The organism is Pseudomonas fuscovaginae SE-1, assembly GCF_000364705.1.
Lineage (GTDB): Bacteria > Pseudomonadota > Gammaproteobacteria > Pseudomonadales > Pseudomonadaceae > Aquipseudomonas > Aquipseudomonas fuscovaginae_A.
This window is the reverse complement of sequence record NZ_AQOH01000323.1, coordinates 12,917-31,618: the sequence shown is the minus strand read 5'-3', so window position 1 is coordinate 31,618 and position 18,702 is coordinate 12,917. Positions and strand designations below refer to the sequence as shown.

The window sequence follows — 18,702 nt, the reverse complement described above, 5'->3', positions numbered from 1 at the left end:
ATTGCATCGGCATGACATCAACCACGGGCCAGAACCTTGCCCAGCGCCTCGAGCAGACGGCTGTTTTCACTGGCCAGGCCGATACTGACCCGCAGGTGCCGCGGCAGTCCGTAGCCGCCGATCGGACGCACGATCACACCCTCGCGCAGCAACCCCTGGTAGACCGGAGCGGCATCGCGACCGACATCGACGGCGATGAAGTTGGCCCGCGAAGGAATCCACTCCAACCCCAACTGGCGGAAGCCGGCTTCCAGTTGCTGCATGCCCGCCTCGTTCAACTCGCGACTGCGCGCCACGTACTCGACATCATCCAGCGCGGCACAGGCGGCCACCAGGGCCAGACTGTTGACGTTGAACGGCTGGCGCACCCGGTTGAGGATATCCGCCACCGCCGGCGACGACAGCCCGTAGCCGACCCGCAGCGCCGCCAGGCCATAGGCCTTGGAGAAGGTGCGCGAGACCAGCAGGTTCGGGTAGCTCGCCAGGTAATTCAGGCCATTCGGCAGATCATCACCCTCGGCGTACTCGATGTACGCCTCGTCCAGCACCACCAGCACCTGCTCGGGCACCGCGGCCAGGAAAGCTTCCAGCGCCTGCGGGCCGAACCAGGTCCCGGTCGGGTTGTTCGGGTTGGCGATGAACACCACCCGGGTATTCTCGTCGATCGCCGCCAGCATCGCCGGCAGGTCATGGCCGAAGTCCCTGGCTGGCGCCACACGGGCATCAGCGGAAACGGCCTGGGTCACGATCGGGTAGATCGCGAAAGCATGCTCGCTGAACACCGCGTTCAGCCCCGGCGCCAGGTAGGCCCGGGCAACCAGTTCGAGAATATCGTTGGAACCGTTGCCCAAAGTCACCTGGCTGGCCTGCACCCCGCACAGCTCGGACAGACGCTGCTTCAGCTCGAAGCCGTTGCCATCCGGGTAGCGGGTCAGTTCGGTCAGCGCATCGGCAATCGCCGAAAGCGCCTTGGGACTGGCGCCCAACGGGTTTTCGTTACTCGCCAGCTTGACGATGTTCGCCGGATCGATATCCAGCTCGCGCGCTAATTCGTCCACGGGCTTGCCCGGAACGTAAGGCGAAAGTTTTTGCACGCCCGGCTGCGCCAGGGCGAGGAAGTCGCCACTCATGTTCACGCCCTTAGAGAACCGCTTTCGGGTAGGAGCCCAGCACCTTGAGCGCTACCGCCTCCTGGCTGATCTTCTCCAGCACACCCTTGACCAGCGGGTCGCGGTGGTGGCCGACGAAGTCGATGAAGAAGACGTAGGTCCACTTGCCGCTGCGCGAAGGCCGGGTTTCGATGCGCGTCAGGTCGATACCGTTGTCATGGAACGGCACCAGCAACTCATGCAGCGCACCCGGCTTGTTGCTCATGGAGACGATGATCGAAGTCTTGTCGTCGCCGGTCGGTGGCACTTCCTGGTTGCCGATCATCAGGAACCGCGTGGAGTTGTCCGGACGGTCCTCGATCTTCTCGGCCAGGCGGGTCAGGCCGTACAGGCCAGCCGCCATATCACCGGCGATCGCCGCCGAATTCCACTCACCCTTGACCCGCTTCGCCGCTTCGGCGTTGCTCGACACCGCCACGCGCTCGACATTCGGATAGTGGGCGTCCAGCCACTTGCGGCACTGGGCCAGGGACTGGGCGTGGGAGTAGATACGGCTGATGCTGTCGGTCTTGGTGTTCTCGCCCACCAGCAGGTGGTGGTGGATGCGCAGCTCGACTTCGCCGCAGATCACCATGTCGTGTTCGAGGAAACTGTCGAGGGTGTGGTTGACCGCACCCTCGGTGGAGTTTTCCACCGGCACCACGCCGAAGTTCACCGCGCCGGCGGCCACCTCGCGGAACACCTCGTCGATCGCCGCCATCGGCTTGCTGATCACCGCATGGCCGAAGTGCTTCATCGCCGCCGCCTGAGTGAAGGTCCCCTCGGGGCCCAGGTAGGCCACTTTCAGTGGCTGCTCCAGTGCCAGGCAGGAGGACATGATTTCGCGGAACAGCCGCGCCATCTCCTCGTTGCCCAGCGGCCCCTGGTTGCGCTCCATGACGCGCTTGAGCACCTGCGCCTCACGCTCGGGGCGATAGAACACCGGTACTTCGCCCTCGGCCAGCGAGCCCATCTTGACCCGTGCGACTTCCTGGGCGCAGCGGGCGCGCTCGCTGATCAGCTCGAGGATCTTCTCGTCGAGACTGTCGATGCGCAGGCGCAGCGCCTTGAGTTCCTGTTCAGCCATCAGCCGTGCTCCTTCTCGAACTCCGCCATGTAGGCGACCAATGCGTTGACCGCATCGATACCCACGGCGTTGTAGATGGAGGCACGCATGCCCCCCACGGAGCGGTGCCCCTTGAGGTTCAGCAGACCACGAGCGTCGGCACCGGCCAGGAACGGCTTATCCAGGCGATCGTCAGCCAGACGGAACGGCACGTTCATCCACGAGCGGTTGCTCTTGTTGACCGGGTTGCTGTAGAGGCCGCTGGCGTCGATGAAGTCATACAGCGTGCGCTGTTTGAGGTCGTTGAGCTTGCCGATGGCCTCGACCCCCCCCTGCTCCTTGAGCCACTGGAACACCAGGCCCGACAGGTACCAGGCCAGGGTCGGCGGGGTGTTATACATCGAACCGTTGTCGGCCGCGACCTTGTAGTCGAGCATGGTCGGACAGATCGAGCGGGCACGACCCAGCAGGTCTTCACGAACGATATTGACGACAATGCCGCTCGGGCCGATGTTCTTCTGCGCACCGGCATAGATCATGCCGAAGCGGGAAATGTCCACGGCGCGCGAGAGAATGTTCGAAGACATGTCGGTGACCAGTGGCACGTCGCCGGTTTCTGGAATCCAGTCGAACTCCAGGCCACCGATGGTCTCGTTCGAGACGTAGTGAACATAGGCCGCGTCTTTCGTCAGCTTCCACTCGTTCTGACCCGGGATGGCGAAGTAGTCATAGGCCTTGGCGCTGGCGGCGACGTTGACGTTACCGAAACGCGAAGCTTCCTCGATGGCCTTCTTCGACCAGATACCGGTCTCGATGTAGTCGGCCTTGCCGGTTTCCGGCAGCAGGTTCAACGCGACCTGGGCAAACTGCTGGCTGGCGCCGCCCTGCAGGAACAGCACCTTGTAGTTCGAGGGGATATCCAGCAGATCGCGCAGATCCTGCTCGGCCCGCTCGGCGATGGAGACGAACTCATCGCTGCGATGGCTCATTTCCATGACCGACAGCCCCTTGCCTTGCCAGTCCAGCAACTCCGACTGGGCACGCAACAGGACAGCTTCAGGCAGCGCAGCAGGACCTGCGCAGAAGTTATAGGCTCGTTTGCTCACATCCACTCTCGCTATGCTTGAAGATATACATGCCGCCAGGCCTGCCCGGCACCCTGCAGGAACAATCTCGATACTCCTGACACGACAAAGCGGTCCGACAACGACCGCTCCGCGTTCGATCACGCCCCACCGTCCAACGATGGGTTGCCCTACAAGCTACAACGTCAGGCGCAGGCGTTTAATTAATCCTGCTGTTCAACTTCATCGGCCGCCTCGTCCGGGGACGAATCACCGACCGCACCGTCGATTGGCATTTCGCTATCGAATTCGGCGTCCGCCACAATCTCCAACTCCTCGCCCTCGACTTCCGACGGCTCCTGGACGCGCTCCAGGCCGACCAGCGTTTCGTCGTTGGCCAGCTTGATCAGGGTCACGCCCTGGGTGTTACGACCCAGGCTGGACACTTCGTCGACACGGGTACGAACCAGGGTGCCCTGGTCGGAAATCAGCATGATTTCCTCGCCTTCCTGCACCTGGATCGCGCCGATCAACTGGCCATTGCGATCCTTGGTGACCATGGCGATCACGCCCTGGCCGCCACGGCCGCGACGCGGGAACTTGCTCAGCGGCGTACGCTTGCCGAAACCACGCTCGGAGGCGGTGAGGATCTGCGCACCCGACTCCGGAATCAGCATGGAGATCAGTTTCTGCCCCTTGCCAATCCGCATGCCGCGGATACCACGGGCACCACGACCCATCTCGCGGACGCCGCTTTCGGCGAAGCGAATCACCTTGCCGGCATCGGAGAACAGCATGACTTCCTTGGCACCGTCGGTGATTGCAGCGGCGATCAGGGTGTCGCCCTCCTTCAGCTTCAGGGCGATCAGGCCACTGGTACGCGGACGGCTGAACTGGGCCAGCGGAGTTTTTTTGACCGTACCGAAAGCGGTGGCCATGAAAATGTAGGCACCCGTTGGCTCAGCCACCAGCTCGGCGGTATCGCCATCCACCTCTTCAGCCGCATCGGCAGCTTCATCGGCCTCGATCACTTCGCCCTCGATCACCGAATCATCGGCATCGTCCAGCTCGTCATCGGCACCGGCGCTCTGCTGCAGGGCTTCCAGGTCGATCTGCAACATGGTGGTGATGTACTCACCTTCATCCAGCGGCAGCAGGTTGACCAGCGGACGACCGCGTGCGGCACGGGACGCCTCGGGAATCTCGTAGGTCTTGAGCCAGTAGACCTTGCCCTTGCTGGAGAACAGCAGGAGCGTGGCATGGCTGTTGGCAACCAGCAGGTGAGAGATGTAGTCCTCATCCTTGACACCGGTCGCCGACTTGCCCTTGCCGCCCCGGCGCTGGGCCTGGTAGGCCGACAGCGGCTGGGTCTTGGCGTAGCCGCTGTGGGAAATGGTCACCACGCGCTCTTCTTCCGGAATCATGTCGCCCAGAGTCAGGTCGAGGCGCGCATCGAGGATTTCGGTGCGGCGCGCGTCGCCGTACTCGGCGCGGATCACTTCCAGCTCTTCGCGGATCACTTCCATCAGGCGCACGGCACTGTTGAGGATGCGGATCAGCTCGCCGATCTGGTTGAGAATCTCCTGGTACTCGGCCAGCAGCTTCTCGTGCTCCAGGCCGGTCAGGCGGTGCAGACGCAATTCCAGGATGGCCTGGGCCTGCTCCGGCGACAGGTAGTACTTGCCGTCACGCAGGCCATATTGCGGGTCGAGGTTCTCCGGACGGCAGGAGTCGGCGCCGGCGCGCTCGACCATGGTCATCACCGCGCTGGATTCCCACGGGGTGCTGACCAGCGCCTCCTTGGCTTCCGACGGTGTCGGCGAAGCCTTGATCAACGCGATCACCGGGTCGATGTTCGACAGCGCCACAGCCTGGCCTTCAAGGATATGGCCACGCTCACGCGCCTTGCGCAGTTCGAACACGGTACGACGGGTCACCACTTCGCGGCGGTGGCGGACGAAGGCTTCCAGCAGGTCCTTGAGGTTGAGGATCCGTGGACGACCGTCGACCAGCGCGACGATGTTGATACCGAACACGCTCTGCAGCTGGGTCTGGGCGTAGAGGTTGTTGAGCACCACCTCCGGCACTTCGCCACGACGCAGCTCGATCACCACGCGCATACCCTCCTTGTCGGATTCGTCGCGCAGCTCGGTGATACCTTCGAGTTTCTTTTCCTTGACCAGCTCGGCGATCTTCTCGATCAGGCGAGCCTTGTTGAGCTGGTAAGGCAGCTCGGTGATGACGATCTGCTGGCGGCCACCGACCTTGTCGATATCCTCGACGGTCGAACGGGCACGCATGTAGATGCGCCCGCGACCGGTGCGATAGGCCTCGATGATGCCGGCACGGCCGTTGATGATCCCCGCGGTCGGAAAGTCCGGACCGGGGATGTACTGCATCAGTTCGTCGACGGTGACGTCGGGGTTGTCGATCAGCGCCAGGCAACCGTCGATCACTTCGCCGAGGTTGTGCGGCGGGATGTTGGTCGCCATGCCCACGGCGATACCACTGGAACCGTTGACCAGCAGGTTGGGGATACGGGTCGGCATGACCGCCGGGATCTGCTCGGTGCCGTCATAGTTCGGCACCCAGTCCACGGTTTCCTTGTGCAGGTCGGCCAGCAGTTCGTGCGCCAGCTTGGTCATGCGCACTTCGGTGTATCGCATGGCCGCGGCGTTGTCGCCGTCGACGGAACCGAAGTTGCCCTGACCGTCGACCAGCAGATAGCGCAGGGAGAATGGCTGCGCCATCCGAACGATGGTGTCGTATACAGCGGTATCACCGTGCGGGTGGTACTTACCGATCACGTCACCGACCACACGGGCAGATTTCTTGTACGGCTTGTTCCAGTCGTTACCCAGTTCGCTCATCGCGAACAGGACACGCCGGTGCACGGGCTTCAAGCCATCACGCGCATCGGGCAGTGCCCGCCCGACGATCACGCTCATCGCGTAGTCGAGGTAGGACTGTTTCAGCTCGTCTTCGATATTGACCGGGAGGATTTCTTTGGCCAGTTCGCCCATGAGAAGCCTGATTCCTTTTTCTGGTGAAACTTCGTCACATCCATATGGGACGAACGAAGCTTGCCGCTGCCGACCTGGTGCCTGGCAGCGACTTACGACAAATCAACGAGTTATGCCATGGATCTGCGCAGTAAGGGCAGCCGGTTCGGGCAACCCTGGAAACCGCCGGATGTTATCACAATCGCCGCCACGCACCTATCCCTGGATACACAAGGAACCAGACAGGCGACCAATGAAATCCTTCGAGAGCGCACCTGGAGGGGCTTAGAAGCAAAACACCGGTATTTTTCGCCCGAAAAAGCCGGCTGGCCGGGAAAAACCGGATCAGTGCAGGCGCTTGCGGCACATCAGTTGAGCGATCCTGGCGGTATCCGGTCGTTCGACGACCCCCTTTTCGGTCACGATGACATCGATCAAATCCGCCGGAGTCACATCGAAGATCGGATTGAAGGTCTCCACCCGGACATCGAGCCGCTTGCCGCCAGCCCCCAGCAACTCGTCACCCTCATGCTCCTCCAGGACGATTTCCTCTCCGCTGGCCAGCGCCAGGTCGATGGTCGAGCTCGCCGCCACCACCATGAAGCGCACGCCATGGTGCATGGCACAGACAGCCAACTGATAAGTGCCGATCTTGCTCGCCACATCACCATTGGCGGCGATGCGGTCGGCACCGATGACGACCCAGGTGACGCCCCTGGCCTTCATGACATGGGCGGCGGCCGAGTCGGCGCTCACGGTCACCGGAATGCCTTCGCTGGCCAGCGCCCAGGCGGTCAGGCGCGAGCCCTGGAGCCAGGGCCGGGTCTCATCGACATAGACCCGCTCGACCATGCCCTCGACGAAGGCGCCGCGAATCACCCCCAGCGCCGTGCCAAAACCACCGGTGGCCAAAGCCCCGGTATTGCAATGGGTGAGAATCGCCTGGGCGTTGCCCTGGTGCTTGCGAATCAGCTCGACACCCCATTGCGCCATGGTCAGGTTGGCTTCGCGATCACTGTCGTGGATGGCGATGGCCTCGGCCTCCAGCGCCGCCAGCGGATCGGCGCCCTCACGGAGCCGCCCCAGCCGCTCGCGCATGCGCCCGAGCGCCCAGGACAGGCTGTCCGCAGCCGGACGTGAAGCGGCCAGCAAGGCGAAATCCTCCTCCAGCGCCGCCGCCCAGTCGCCACCTTCGGCCAGCCGGGCCCGCGCCGCCAGCACCACGCCATAGGCCGCACAGATACCGATGGCCGGGGCGCCACGCACGGCCATCGCCCGAATCGCCTCGGCGACCGCCACGGCGCTGGCGCAGTCCAGCCAGTTCTGCTCGAACGGCAGGATACGCTGATCGAGCAGGCGCAAGGTCCCCTGGCACCAATCGATGGCCTTGACCTTTTCCGCTGCCAACAACCGATCGCGCATGACTCACTCCGCAATGATGAAACAAAAGCCATCGATTATAGCGATCACCCCGCCTGGACGCTCGGGTATACTTCGCTTTCCGAATATATGCATGAAGCCTGGAAGCCGCCCTCGATGCCACACATCGCCGTCCCGCTCGACCTGCTGTTGCTGCCCACCTGGCTGGTACCTGTCGAACCGGCTGGCGTGGTTCTCAAGGAGCATGGCCTGGGCATCCGTGACGGGCGTATCGCGTTTATCGGCCCACGGGCCGAGGCCTTGAAGCTGGCGGCCGAGGAAGTCCGCGAACTGCCGGGCACGCTGCTCGCTCCAGGCCTGGTCAATGCCCATGGACATGCCGCCATGACCCTGTTCCGCGGCCTCGCCGACGACCTGCCGCTGATGACCTGGCTGGAGCAGCACATCTGGCCGGCCGAGGGCAAATGGGTCAGCGAGGACTTCGTCCGCGACGGTACCGACCTGGCCATCGCCGAACAGATCAAGGGCGGGATCAGTTGCTTTTCGGACATGTATTTCTACCCGAAAGTGGCCAGCGAATGCGTGCATGACAGCGGCATCCGCGCCCAGATCGCCATGCCGATCCTCGACTTCCCGATTCCCGGGGCCGCCAGCGCCGACGAGGCCCTGCGTCAGGCCATCGAACTGTTCGGCGACCTCAAGCACCACCCCCGCATCAGGATAGCCTTCGGTCCGCATGCGCCTTATACCGTGGGTGACGAAAACCTGGAAAAGATCCGCATGATCGCCGAGGAACTCGACGCGGCGATTCAGATGCACGTGCACGAAACCGCCTTCGAGGTCCAGCAGGCGCTCGAACAGCACGGCGAACGCCCCCTGGCCCGGCTGGCCCGACTCGGCCTGCTGGGACCGCGCCTGCAAGCCGTGCACATGACCCAAATCAGCGATGACGACCTCGCTTTACTGGTAGAAAGCAACACCAGCGTGATTCACTGCCCGGAATCGAACCTGAAACTGGCCAGCGGCTTCTGCCCGGTCGAACGCCTGTGGCAGGCCGGCGTCAATGTGGCCATCGGCACCGATGGCGCGGCGAGCAACAATGATCTCGACCTGCTCGGGGAAACCCGTACCGCCGCCCTGCTGGCCAAGGCCGTCGCCGGCTCCGCCAGCGCCCTGGATGCCCATCGCGCCTTGCGCATGGCCACCCTCAACGGCGCCCGAGCCCTGGGCCTGGACAGCGAAATCGGCAGCCTGGAGGTCGGCAAGGCCGCGGATATCGTCGCCTTTGACCTCGGCGGCCTGGCCCAGCAACCCATTTACGAACCGGTGTCCGCACTGATCTACGCCGGCGGACGCGATTGCGTGCGACATCTGTGGGTCGGCGGCAAGCCACTGCTCGACGACCGGCGCCTGACCCGCCTGGATGAACAGAAATTGACCGCGACGGCCCGGGACTGGGGCCAGCGCATTGGCGGACACGCCCATTGAATGATCGTCCCGGGCAGCCACGACCCGGGATCACCCTGATTTTCAAGCTTTGGAGAATAGCCCCATGAGCAACGTCGACCACGCCGAAATCGCCAAGTTCGAAGCCCTGGCCCACCGCTGGTGGGACCGCGAGAGCGAGTTCAAGCCGCTGCACGACATCAACCCGCTGCGGGTCAACTGGATCGACGAACGGGTCAAGCTGGCCGGCAAGAAGGTCCTCGACGTCGGCTGCGGCGGTGGCATTCTCAGCGAAGCCATGGCCCAGCGCGGCGCCACCGTCACCGGGATCGACATGGGCGAGGCGCCTCTGGCCGTGGCCCGGCTGCACCAGCTGGAATCGGGCGTCGATGTCGAATACCGGCAGATCACCGCCGAAGCCCTGGCCGAGGAAATGGCCGAACAGTTCGACGTCGTCACCTGCCTGGAGATGCTCGAACACGTACCCGACCCGTCGTCGGTAATCCGTGCCTGCTTCCGCATGGTCAAGCCCGGCGGCCAGGTGTTCTTTTCCACCATCAACCGCAATCCCAAGGCCTACCTGTTCGCCATCGTCGGCGCGGAATACATCATGGGTCTGCTGCCGCGCGGCACCCACGACTTCAAGAAGTTCATCCGTCCCTCCGAGCTGGGCGCCTGGAGCCGCGAAGCCGGCCTGGCGGTAAAGGACATCATCGGCCTGACCTACAACCCGCTGACCAAGCATTACAAGCTGGCGGCGGACGTGGCCGTGAACTACATGATCCAGACCCTGCGCGAGGAGTGAACGATGCGCCTGAGAGCGGTTCTCTTCGACATGGATGGCACCCTGCTCGATACCGCGCCGGACTTCATCGCCATCTGCCAGGCCATGCGGGCCGATCGCGGGCTGCCGCCGATTGCCGACAAGCTGATCCGCGACGAGATCTCCGGCGGCGCCCGGGCGATGGTCGCGGTGACCTTCATGATGGACCCCGAGTCACCGGGCTTCGAGGAACTGCGCCAGGAGTTCCTTGAGCGCTACCTCAAGGCCTGCGCGGTGCACAGCAAGCTGTTCGACGGCATGGGCGAGCTGCTGGAGGACATCGAGAAGGCAAGGCTGATCTGGGGCGTGGTCACCAACAAGCCGGTGCGTTTCGCCGAACCGATCATGCAGCAACTCGGCCTGGCCGAACGCTCGGCATTGCTGATCTGTCCGGATCACGTCACCAAAAGCAAACCGGACCCCGAGCCACTGATCCTTGCCTGCAAGATGCTCGACCTCGACCCGGCCAGCGTCCTGTTCGTCGGTGACGACCTGCGCGATATCGAATCGGGCCGGGATGCCGGCACCCGCACCGCCGCCGTGCGCTACGGTTACATCCATCCGGACGACAATCCCGATCACTGGGGCGCCGATGTGGTCGTCGATCATCCGCTGGAACTGCGCCGAGTGCTCGACCACGCCCTGTGCAGTTGCTGAACTGTGTGTGAGCCGGCTTGCTGGCGATCCAGGCGACGCGATCGCGCAGCTACGCCGCGTCAATCGATCGCCAGCAAGCCGGCTCCTACAGGCAGCGTTCCTCCCATATTCCGTTGAGGTTTAGCCATGTTTGATTATTCCGCCCGCCCCGAACTGCTCAAGGACCGGGTGATCCTGGTCACCGGTGCCGGTCGTGGCATCGGCGCGGCCGCCGCCAAAAGCTACGCCGCCCACGGCGCCACGGTGCTGCTGCTGGGCAAGACCGAAGCCAACCTGACCCAGGTCTACGACGAAATCGAGGCCGCCGGCCACCCGCAACCGGTGGTGATCCCCTTCAACCTGGAAACCGCGCTGCCGCATCAGTACGACGAACTGGCGGCGATGATCGAGAGCGAGTTCGGCCACCTCGACGGCCTGCTGCACAACGCCTCGATCATCGGCCCGCGCACGCCGCTGGAACAGCTCTCGGGCGACAACTTCATGCGCGTCATGCAGGTCAACGTCAATGCGATGTTCATGCTCACCAGCACCCTGCTGCCGCTGCTCAAACTGTCCCAGGACGCTTCGGTGATCTTCACCTCCAGCAGTGTCGGCCGCAAGGGCCGTGCCTACTGGGGGGCCTATGGCGTGTCCAAGTTCGCTACCGAGGGCCTGATGCAGACCCTCGCCGACGAACTGGACGGCGTCGCCCCGGTTCGCGCCAACAGCATCAATCCGGGCGCCACCCGTACCAGCATGCGCGCCCAGGCCTACCCCGGGGAAAACCCGCTGGACAATCCGAGCCCGGAAGAGATCATGCCGGTCTATCTCTACCTGATGGGCCCGGACAGCACCGGCATCAACGGCCAGGCCTTCAACGCCCAGTAAATTCCCGCCTTCCGCTCCGTGCCGGAATACCGGCACGGCAAGCCGTAAATTCCAAAAAGCCACTATGGCAAGTCAAGGATTTGCCGCCGCAGCGTACTTTCTGCCGCGTCAAAAAACCAAGTCACTGAATTTCAAAGACTTATATTCAAGTGAACGGATTGGCACGACTTTCGCTCTAACTTGCCTCAGACACGCCATGCGAACGCCACGGGGCATTCCATCGGCCAGGCCCGCAAAGCCTGGCTCCAGCGACTAGACTGATGCCAAGGGTCCTACGGGACTGATGGATCAGTACGATGCGCAGCCCCAAGCCGCATTCGCCAGCCTGTAAGACTGCATGCTGAGCCCAGGGGGCCCGCCACCATGAAGACACCGATCCAGACCAACGCCATTGATTTCGATAGCGCCAAGCTGCAACGCCTGGGTTTCGGCCAAGCCCCCTCTTTGTTCCACCGCCCGACCACTCTGACGCAATTGCGCCAGCAACTGATGCTGCAGTTGCAAACCAGCCTGGAGCCGGAGCGCATCCTCGGCCTGTTCTTCCGCGAGATCCAGCGCCTGGTGCCACTGCAATCCCTGGTATACACGCACCAGCCGAGCGACTTGCGGCTGGAGTTCGGCCAGCGCGGCCATCATTCGGCGAGCTACAGCCTCAGCCATGAGGGCGAGCACATGGGCGAACTGCTGTTTCGACGCAGCCAGCGTTTCACCGAACAGGAACTGGGCAACCTCGAATCGCTGCTGTCCTGCCTGCTCTACCCGATGCGCAACGCCCTGCTCTATAGGGCCGCGACCCAGAGCGCCCTGCGCGACCCGCTGACCGAAACCGGCAACCGTATCGCCATGGACCAGACCCTGCAGCGGGAAATCGACCTGGCGCGCCGTCACAGCCAGCCCCTGTCGCTGCTGATGCTGGATATCGATCATTTCAAGCGTATCAACGACAGCTACGGCCACGCTGCCGGCGACCAGGTGCTCAAGGCGGTCGCCGCCTCGATCAAGGAGCAGTTGCGCAATATCGACATGATCTTCCGCTACGGCGGCGAGGAGTTTCTCGTCGTCCTGTCCAATACCGGTCGGGAGGCAGCCGCCCTGGTGGGCGAACGCCTGCGCCAGGCCACGCAGTCCCGGGACTATGCCGCCAATGAACAGGCGATTGCCCTGACGGTGAGCCTGGGTTGTGCCACCCTGCTCCCGGGGGAATCGCTGCAAAGCCTGCTTCGCCGCGCCGACAGCGCGCTGTATGTGGCCAAGCGCGAAGGTCGCAACCGACTGGCAATGGCGGGCTAGCCCGCGGGTCGCGCTTGCATGCCCAACCCCGGAACAGCCCGCCCTTTCATCAACTCAGCCTTCGGCGAGTTCTGCCACGCGCTCACGGGCGACCGGCGTCTTTTCCAACTGCATGCACCGCTCCAGGAACAGGTACATGTAGTCGTAGCTCTTGCAGATCGCCTGGCGCAGCTCGGTCTGCAACGCCTGGCTCGGATGGGTCCCCGCCAGGGTGCAGACGATCTCCAGCGCCTCCCAGGGATGGGCATCATCGTACTGGGCGTGCATCTTCAGCCACTTCATCGCACGCTTGCGTTCTTCCTCGGGGAACGCCGCCGCATAGACGCCGGTCGAGCAGACCAGCGCCGACCACTCGCCGGTGGCACCCTCGATCGCATAGTTGGTGGCGGCGACCGCCACCACCAGCGAATCCGCCGAACTGGTATGCCAGCACCAGTGGCTCAGGGCATGCAGCTCGGGAGGCACCTGCTGCGCCTGCAGGTCTTCGAGGGTGACACCATGGGCCCTGCTCCAGTGCACCCAGTAGTCGGCGTGGTTCAATTCCACGCGGATGTTGCGCATCAGCCAGCGTCGCGCCATGTCTTCGCCGGGATGGCGGCCAAAGCGGGTCTTGGTCAGGTTCTGGGCCATGTACAAGGCAAACTGCTCGACCACCGGCCAGCCACCGATCAGGTACTGGCGCATGGTTCTCGCGCTCAGCCTGTTGTCGCGCATCCGCTGGTAAAGTTCGTGTTCGACAACACGGCGCTTGCTCTCGCTACAGTCCCGAATGAGCTGTTGTGCCCAGGCCGGATAGCTGGTGGCTTCCATAAGCGGGCCGGTTCTGCTGAAGGCGTCGATCACTGTTGAGCTCCTTTCCTTTTGAGTGGTGATTAGGCGGATCGGGAAGGGTTTCAGCGGAAGGTGCCGGGCGCCTTGGACACCAGCGCGCGAACTCGGGCCGGACGACGCAGCAGGCTGTCGCAGGTGAACAACTGCGGGCGTTCGATCACGTAGCCCTGGGCATAATCGACACCGATCTCCAGCAAGGCCTGCTCGATCTGCGGCGTTTCGACAAACTCTGCAATCGTTCGCTTACCCATCACATGCCCGATGTGGTTGATCACCTCGACCATGGCGCGGTTAATCGGGTCGTCCAGCATATCCTTTACGAAACTTCCATCGATCTTCAGGAAGTCTACAGGCAAATGTTTGAGATAAGCGAATGAAGACATACCCGCACAGAAGTCATCCAGGGAGAAGTGACAACCCAAGCCCTTGAGCTCATTGATAAAACGAATCGCACTGCCGAGATTGGAGATGGCGCTGGTCTCGGTGATCTCGAAACAGATCAACTGCGGCGAAATACCGTGCAACGTAAATTGTTCATGAAGAAAGCCCAGGAAACCCTCGTCGCCGATGGTCGTGCCTGACAGATTGATCGCACACATCGCCATCGGCTCCGCACGTCCCAGGGCGCGGCACTCGGCAACCACCTTGAACACGTTCTGCACCACCCAGCGATCCAGCTGGCTCATCAGGCCATAGCGTTCAGCGGCCGGAACAAAGCTGTCGGGCAAGATCATGCGCCCGGCTTCATCATGCAGGCGCAGCAGGATCTCTACATGACCATCCGCGTGATCGGTCTGACCCAGCGGAGAAATTTCCTGCGAATACAGACAAAAACGATTTTCCTCCAGCGCCATGTGCAGGCGCTGGACCCAGGCCATTTCCCCGAAGCGCAGGGACAGTTCGGAATCGTCGGCGTGATACACCTGAATCCGGTTGCGCCCTTTTTCCTTGGCCATGTAGCAGGCCATATCCGCTGCCCGCAACGAGGCCTCGAGGGTTGCGGGCATCTGATGCAGGTGCACCAGGCCGATACTGACCGTGGTCACGAAAGGCCTGCCCTTCCAGACGAAGTGCAGGTTCTGCACGGTCTGACGCAGGTTTTCCGCAATTTTTTCAGCCATGTCTGAAGGACAATTCTCGAGCAAAATACCGAACTCATCCCCACCCAGGCGCGCCAGGGTATCGCCCTCGCGCAGGCCTGACTGCAGCAGCGCGCAGATATGCCGCAACAGTTCGTCACCGGCCGCATGCCCGCAGGTGTCGTTGACCAGCTTGAACTGGTCCAGGTCGAGAAACATCAGCACATGCCGCGCCGGCTGGCGCGCCAGGTCGTGCAGGGCCTGTTCCAGCCGATACTCGAACTCGCGGCGATTGGCCAGACCGGTCAGGGCATCATGGGTGGCCTGCCAGGAGAGGTTGGCGATGTACTGTCGCTCCTGAGTCATGTCATGCAGTACCAGCACCGCCCCACTGACCCTGCCGGCATTACGTATCGGCGCGCCGACCAGGGTCACCGACACCGTGCTGCCATCGAGGCGCTGGATCAGCTTGGAATGCCCGCCGCCGCCGCCCAGTTGACCGCCGAGAATATGCTCGATCAGCGTGAAACCTTCCTTTTGGGCATTGTCGTCTAGCAGGTTGAACAGCGCCCCCAGCGGCAAGCCGTAGGCCTGCCCGACCTTCCAGTGGGTCAGTTGTTCCGCCGCCGGGTTCATGTAGACGATAGCCCCGTCGACATCGGTGGTGATCACCCCGTCCCCGATCGACTCCAGGGTGATCTGCGCCCGCTCCTTTTCCACCTGCAGTGCATCGGCGAAGGCATGGCGCTGGGCCAGCAGCTTATGGCTGCGCAGCAGGGCCAGGACGATCAGTACCAGGGCAGTGGTGACGTTGGTGGCCAGCAGCAGGCGCAGAATCACCCGCGAGCCCTCGCCCAGCGCATCGCTGAACGCCTTCGCCGCCGGGGTCACTCCGTCGTTGATGGCAAAGATATGGTTCTTCCAGCGCTTGATGTCGGCAGTCGTGGCCCTGTTGGTGGAAATGGCCTGATGCATCTGCCGGGCGACCTCATCCAGTTGCACCAGATAGCTGTCACCCACGGTCCACTTCTCGATAGCCCGCTCGAGGTAGCTGAAGTGGCGGAAATTCAGGTACAGCCAGATGATGCTGGAGACATCGTCGGGATGGTTGCCGCCCTGCAGGATGCCCTGACGTGCGGCTTCCAGGTCCGGAGTCGGCGCGTCCAGAGCGATGCGCAACTCATGCCCGCCCTGGGGCACGGCAATCGCCTCCTGGTACTTGAGGAAAATCGCCTCATCGCGGCTGTCGGCATAGAGATTGAGGTAGTATATCGCGTCTTTCTGCCCCTTGGACCAGAGGCTCTCGCCCGCCACATAGCCGCGCACCGCCGAAAGCACATAGAGACTGAGGCAGCCCAGCAGTGCCTGAAACAGGACCACGGCGATAAAAGGCCAGACAATCCCCAACAGCCGGGGCGCTCCGAAAGTCTGCTTGCGCTTCATGGGTACCCTTGCACCAGTGCCGCCGGATGAACAGCCGAGAGTTTTTCGCCCCTGAAAACACAGCCTAGGCTAATTTCGACAACCTCGGATGGATTGTTGAACTGCTTGACAGCCGTGCTTTTGGCCAGATGCGCGACCCTACCGGGAAAAACCCGTTTCTTGTAATGGATTCAACTGCCCGGCACAACGCATCGAGTCAAATTCAAGAGCCTCAAATTTTTTGCAGGTGCCCGTAGAGCTTGGCGTACAGACCACCCTCGGCAATCAGCTGCTGGTGGTCGCCATCCTCGGCGATTCGCCCGCCATCGAAGACCAGCACCCGGTCCGCCTGCTTCACCGCCGACAACCGATGAGCGATGATCAGCGTCGTACGACCGTTGAGAAAGCGGCCCAAGGCCTGGTGCAGGTTGTATTCGGTCGCGGCGTCCAGTGCCGAGGTGGCCTCGTCGAGAATCACCACCTTGGGCTCGGCCAGGACCATCCGCGCGATCGCCAGGCGCTGGCGCTGGCCGCCGGACAGACGCACGCCGGAACGCCCGACGATACTGTCCAGGCCCTGGGGCAGGCCACGAATGGTGCTCTCCAGCTGAGCGATCGCCAGCGCCTGCCAGCAGGCCTCGTCGCTGCGCTCGCGCCCCATGGTCAGGTTGGCGCGGACCGTGTCATTGAACAGGGCCGGATGCTGCAGTACCACGGCGACATGCTCGCGCACGGTTTCCAGGCCGATCTCGGCCTGGGTCGAACCGCCGAAACGGATGGTTCCGGACTGTGGCAAGTAGAGCCCTAGGAGCAGTTGCACCAAAGTGCTCTTGCCGCCACCACTGGCCCCAACGATCGCGACCTTTTCACCCGGCGCAATGGACAGATCGAGCTGATCGAGTACCGGCTCCTCGGTATAGGCGAAACTCAGGCCACGCACCTCGATACCCACCGTTTCGCGCCCGACGAAGGGGTCGATACCGCCCGGATACGCCGGCTCATCGGCCCGCGCCAGCAGCTCGTTGATCCGTGTCAGCGCACCGCCGGCGGCGTAGTAGGCGTACTGCAGGTTCAGCAACTGCTCCACCGGGCCGATCATGAACCACAGGTAGCTGAACACCGCCAGCATCTGGCCGATCGACAGGTCCGAGAACAGCACGGTGAGCATGGCCGCGGCCCGGAAGATGTCGATGCCGAACTGGAACAGCAGGCCACTGGCCCGGCCCGAAGCATCGCTCTTCCACTGCGAGGCCACGGCATAGTCGCGTACTTCCCGGGCTCGCTGCCCGAGACGGCCGAGGAAAAAGCCCTGGCGATTGCCGGCGCGGACTTCCTGGATGGCCTCGAGGGTTTCCGTCAGCGCCTGGGTGAAGCGCGAGGTGCTGTCGTTCTCCAGTTTCTTGAGGTGCTTGACGCGCTTGCCCAACTGCACCGTGAAGTAAATCACCAGCGGGTTGAACAGCAGTATCAGCAGCGCCAGCTTCCAGTGCATCCAGACCAGGATGGCGGAGGTGCCGAGCAGCGTCAGCATCGCCACCAGGAAACGGCTGAGGGTTTCCCCGACGAACTTGTCGAGGGTATCCAGGTCGGTGACCAGGTGCGTGGTCACCGTGCCGCTGCCGAGGCTTTCATACTCGCCGAGGGAGATGCGCTTGAGGCGCTCGACCAGGCGGATGCGGATGCGATAAACGATGTCCTTGGCCAGCCCGGCGAACAGACGGGCCTGCACGACGTTGAACAGCAGCGCTGTGCAACGCAGGCACAGGGTCACCAGCAACATCAGGCCGATGTAGCCGACGGCGGTCTGCCAGGTAGTGGGCAGCAGGTGGTTCATCACCCGCAGTGCCGCGTCGCCGTGCTTGAGCAGGACTTCGTCCACCAGCAGTGGCAACAGCAACGGGATGGGCACGCTGCACAGGGTCGCCAACACGGCGACCGAGTTGGCGATCCACAGGGCCTTGCGATGCTGCAGTGCCAGACGGCGAATTTCCGCCCAGCTCAGACGGTCCTGCGAGGGGGCGGCCTCAGGCACAGGCCGCACGTTCCAACCAGCGGCCGAGCAACGGCGACAACTCGGAAAGTGGCTGGTAGCCATTGGTCAGCAAGGCCAGTTGGCCATTGCGTTCGGCCAGCATCGTCGGGAAACCGGCAATGCCCAGGTCCTGGACCCAGGTGAAATCGGCGGAAGTCGCCGCATGCTGCTCCGCGGTGTCGAAGGCACCGGCGAACTCGATACGTGGCAGCCCGGCCTTCTCCGCCAGTTCCACCAGCACCGAGGCCTGGGTGACATCGCGCCCGCCGACATAAAAGGCCCGCTGAATCAGCCCCACCAGCGTCCATGCGCAATCCGGTGCCAGGCTGCGAGCGGTGATCACCGCTCGACAGGCCGGCTCGGTGTCGTAGACGAAGCCATCCGGCAAGGCCCCGTCGAACGTGAACGGCTGGCCGGTGCTCTCGGTGACCGCCTGCCAGTGCTCGAGAATATAGCGCCGGGTATTGGGTTCCAGCGCGGCACCGCTGCCGGTGCGCAAGCCGCCCATCACCAGATGCAGTTCGACGCCGGCTGCCTGCGCCTGCCTGACCAGCGCCTCGGCCACCGGGGCGAAACCCCAGCACCAGGAGCACAT

At 63.1% G+C, this 18,702-nt stretch carries 14 protein-coding genes; 5 read left to right on the top strand and 9 right to left on the bottom strand.

Annotated elements, in window-relative coordinates; all coding sequences use genetic code 11:
• Positions 1 to 17: 17 nt before the first annotated feature.
• From hisC to mtnA, 5 genes are all read right to left on the bottom strand, one after another.
• Complete coding sequence (gene hisC / locus K675_RS0126090) at positions 18 to 1,130, bottom strand: histidinol-phosphate transaminase (protein ID WP_017906409.1); 1,113 nt, start codon at positions 1,128 to 1,130, stop codon at positions 18 to 20.
• A gap of 10 nt (positions 1,131 to 1,140) precedes the next feature.
• The gene (gene pheA, locus K675_RS0126085; RefSeq protein ID WP_017906408.1) at positions 1,141 to 2,235 is read right to left on the bottom strand and encodes a prephenate dehydratase; all 1,095 of its coding nucleotides are present in this window, start codon (positions 2,233 to 2,235) and stop codon (positions 1,141 to 1,143) included.
• Entirely contained in the window at positions 2,235 to 3,320 is a 1,086-nt protein-coding gene (serC, locus tag K675_RS0126080; RefSeq protein ID WP_026145548.1) for a 3-phosphoserine/phosphohydroxythreonine transaminase, read from the bottom strand. Before serC ends, pheA begins: the two co-directional genes overlap by 1 nt.
• 182 nt (positions 3,321 to 3,502) lie before the next feature.
• Positions 3,503 to 6,301: a DNA gyrase subunit A gene (gyrA, locus tag K675_RS0126075; RefSeq protein WP_017906406.1), complete on the bottom strand. Its 2,799-nt coding sequence runs from the start codon at positions 6,299 to 6,301 to the stop codon at positions 3,503 to 3,505.
• Between the two features lie 324 nt (positions 6,302 to 6,625).
• Complete coding sequence (gene mtnA, locus K675_RS0126070; RefSeq protein ID WP_017906405.1) at positions 6,626 to 7,702, bottom strand: S-methyl-5-thioribose-1-phosphate isomerase; 1,077 nt, start codon at positions 7,700 to 7,702, stop codon at positions 6,626 to 6,628.
• Between the two features lie 114 nt (positions 7,703 to 7,816).
• On the opposite strand from mtnA, the gene K675_RS0126065 reads away from it, so the two are divergent.
• The 5 genes from K675_RS0126065 to K675_RS0126045 all read left to right on the top strand — a co-directional run bounded on the left by K675_RS0126065 (position 7,817) and on the right by K675_RS0126045 (position 12,743).
• A complete protein-coding gene (locus K675_RS0126065) occupies positions 7,817 to 9,148 on the top strand; it encodes a TRZ/ATZ family hydrolase (RefSeq protein ID WP_017906404.1) in 1,332 nt (443 codons plus the stop codon).
• A 64-nt stretch (positions 9,149 to 9,212) separates the two neighbouring features.
• On the top strand, positions 9,213 to 9,911 hold the full coding sequence (gene ubiG, locus K675_RS0126060; RefSeq protein ID WP_017906403.1) for a bifunctional 2-polyprenyl-6-hydroxyphenol methylase/3-demethylubiquinol 3-O-methyltransferase UbiG: 699 nt from the start codon (positions 9,213 to 9,215) through the stop codon (positions 9,909 to 9,911).
• Between the two features lie 3 nt (positions 9,912 to 9,914).
• Positions 9,915 to 10,586 (top strand): N-acetylmuramic acid 6-phosphate phosphatase MupP, encoded by a 672-nt coding sequence (gene mupP / locus K675_RS0126055; protein WP_017906402.1) that lies wholly within the window; start codon positions 9,915 to 9,917, stop codon positions 10,584 to 10,586.
• A gap of 126 nt (positions 10,587 to 10,712) precedes the next feature.
• Positions 10,713 to 11,453, top strand: a complete 741-nt coding sequence (locus K675_RS0126050) for a YciK family oxidoreductase (protein WP_017906401.1) — start codon at positions 10,713 to 10,715, stop codon at positions 11,451 to 11,453.
• Positions 11,454 to 11,816: 363 nt separating this feature from the next.
• Complete coding sequence (locus K675_RS0126045; RefSeq protein ID WP_017906400.1) at positions 11,817 to 12,743, top strand: GGDEF domain-containing protein; 927 nt, start codon at positions 11,817 to 11,819, stop codon at positions 12,741 to 12,743.
• A gap of 54 nt (positions 12,744 to 12,797) precedes the next feature.
• On the opposite strand, the gene K675_RS0126040 is transcribed toward K675_RS0126045, so the two are convergent.
• The 4 genes from K675_RS0126040 to K675_RS0126025 all read right to left on the bottom strand — a co-directional run bounded on the left by K675_RS0126040 (position 12,798) and on the right by K675_RS0126025 (position 18,702).
• Positions 12,798 to 13,553, bottom strand: coding sequence for a TenA family transcriptional regulator (locus K675_RS0126040; protein ID WP_420066349.1), 756 nt, complete (start codon positions 13,551 to 13,553; stop codon positions 12,798 to 12,800).
• 83 nt (positions 13,554 to 13,636) lie between these two features.
• Positions 13,637 to 16,096 carry an EAL domain-containing protein gene (locus K675_RS0126035; protein ID WP_017906398.1) on the bottom strand — a complete coding sequence of 820 codons (2,460 nt, stop codon included), beginning with the start codon at positions 16,094 to 16,096 and terminating at the stop codon, positions 13,637 to 13,639.
• A gap of 211 nt (positions 16,097 to 16,307) precedes the next feature.
• On the bottom strand, positions 16,308 to 18,107 hold the full coding sequence (locus tag K675_RS0126030) for an ABC transporter ATP-binding protein (protein ID WP_017906397.1): 1,800 nt from the start codon (positions 18,105 to 18,107) through the stop codon (positions 16,308 to 16,310).
• A complete protein-coding gene (locus K675_RS0126025) occupies positions 18,100 to 18,702 on the bottom strand; it encodes a DsbA family protein (RefSeq protein WP_198291686.1) in 603 nt (200 codons plus the stop codon). The genes K675_RS0126030 and K675_RS0126025 overlap by 8 nt, the downstream gene beginning before the upstream one ends.

Excerpts from the sequence above, each read along its gene's own strand:
- K675_RS0126065 (WP_017906404.1), top strand. The coding sequence starts at position 7,817 with ATGCCACACATCGCCGTCCCGCTCGACCTGCTGTTGCTGCCCACCTGG.
- mtnA (WP_017906405.1), bottom strand. The coding sequence starts at position 7,702 with ATGCGCGATCGGTTGTTGGCAGCGGAAAAGGTCAAGGCCATCGATTGG.
- K675_RS0126035 (WP_017906398.1), bottom strand. The coding sequence starts at position 16,096 with ATGAAGCGCAAGCAGACTTTCGGAGCGCCCCGGCTGTTGGGGATTGTC.
- K675_RS0126045 (WP_017906400.1), top strand. The coding sequence starts at position 11,817 with ATGAAGACACCGATCCAGACCAACGCCATTGATTTCGATAGCGCCAAG.
- pheA (WP_017906408.1), bottom strand. The coding sequence starts at position 2,235 with ATGGCTGAACAGGAACTCAAGGCGCTGCGCCTGCGCATCGACAGTCTC.
- K675_RS0126040 (WP_420066349.1), bottom strand. The coding sequence starts at position 13,553 with ATGGAAGCCACCAGCTATCCGGCCTGGGCACAACAGCTCATTCGGGAC.
- hisC (WP_017906409.1), bottom strand. The coding sequence starts at position 1,130 with ATGAGTGGCGACTTCCTCGCCCTGGCGCAGCCGGGCGTGCAAAAACTT.
- K675_RS0126025 (WP_198291686.1), bottom strand. The coding sequence starts at position 18,702 with ATGTGCTCCTGGTGCTGGGGTTTCGCCCCGGTGGCCGAGGCGCTGGTC.
- mupP (WP_017906402.1), top strand. The coding sequence starts at position 9,915 with ATGCGCCTGAGAGCGGTTCTCTTCGACATGGATGGCACCCTGCTCGAT.
- ubiG (WP_017906403.1), top strand. The coding sequence starts at position 9,213 with ATGAGCAACGTCGACCACGCCGAAATCGCCAAGTTCGAAGCCCTGGCC.
- gyrA (WP_017906406.1), bottom strand. The coding sequence starts at position 6,301 with ATGGGCGAACTGGCCAAAGAAATCCTCCCGGTCAATATCGAAGACGAG.
- K675_RS0126050 (WP_017906401.1), top strand. The coding sequence starts at position 10,713 with ATGTTTGATTATTCCGCCCGCCCCGAACTGCTCAAGGACCGGGTGATC.